The sequence below is a fragment of the Streptomyces sp. NPDC001634 genome (genome assembly GCF_040298185.1).
Taxonomy (GTDB): Bacteria; Actinomycetota; Actinomycetes; order Streptomycetales; family Streptomycetaceae; genus Streptomyces.
The window spans coordinates 1-1,234 of record NZ_JBEOZU010000240.1 but is presented as its reverse complement, the minus strand read 5'-3'; the positions used below and the strand labels follow the sequence as shown (position 1 = coordinate 1,234).

Sequence of the window (1,234 nt, the reverse complement as noted above, 5' to 3'; positions counted from 1 at the left end):
ATCCAGGCAACTGGTCTACTTCGATTACGGGTGGGCAAAACTTCCAGTATTTATTAATGTCGGTCATTTTAATGTCTAGTTTAATTGCAATGCTATTACAATATATGGCTGCTAAATTGGGAATTGTTAGTCAAATGGATTTAGCTCAAGCAATTCGAGCGAGAACGAGTAAAAAACTAGGAATCATTTTATGGATTTTAACGGAATTAGCGATTATGGCAACAGATATTGCGGAAGTAATTGGCGCATCAATTGCTCTTTATTTACTTTTTAATATTCCGCTTGTCGTCGCAGTCTTTATTACGGTATTTGATGTTTTAATATTATTGTTGTTAACGAAAGTTGGTTTTAGAAAAATTGAAGCAATAGTTGTCTGTTTGATTTTTGTAATTCTTTTTGTGTTTGTTTATCAAGTAGCGTTGTCTGATCCTAATTGGGGGGATGTACTTAAAGGATTGGTTCCGACTGGTGAAACGTTCTCCTCTACACATTCAATTGGTGGTCAAACGCCTTTAACTGGTGCATTAGGGATTATTGGTGCAACCGTTATGCCTCATAATTTATATCTACATTCGGCTGTGTCTCAGACTCGAAAGATAAATCGTACGGATGAAGATGAAATCGCCAATGCTGTACGATTTTCAACATGGGATTCTAACATTCAATTGACTCTCGCTTTTTTTGTTAACTCCTTATTGCTCATAATGGGAGTTGCTGTTTTTAAAACAGGGGCAGTGAAAGATCCATCATTCTTTGGGTTGTATGAGGCTTTATCAAATTCGGATACATTGAGTAACGGAATTTTAATCACCGTTGCAAAATCAGGTCTTCTTTCTACATTATTCGCAGTCGCGTTACTAGCTTCTGGACAAAATTCAACGATTACCGGAACTTTAACTGGACAAGTAATTATGGAGGGATTCATTCATATGAGAATGCCAATTTGGCTAAGACGCTTAATTACGCGTTTGATTTCAGTTATCCCAGTGTTAATCTGTGTAATTATTACAAGCAGGCAAGGAACGATTCGGGAGCACACAGCGTTAAATACACTAATGAATAATTCACAAGTCTTCTTAGCTTTTGCGTTACCATTTTCGATGGTACCATTATTAATGATGACCAATAGTGAGGTGGAAATGGGAAGCCGGTTTAAAAATTCGATAGTTATTCGGATAATAGGATGGGGTTCAGTAATTGGATTGACATATCTAAATTTGATTGGATTGCCCGG

Annotated in this window: 1 protein-coding gene; it reads left to right on the top strand. The window is 36.8% G+C overall.

Annotation, left to right across the window (positions count from 1 at the left end; all coding sequences use genetic code 11):
* Positions 1-1,234, top strand: a 1,234-nt coding sequence (locus tag ABT186_RS47805; RefSeq protein ID WP_351930721.1) for an Nramp family divalent metal transporter, incomplete at both ends; no start/stop codon positions are given.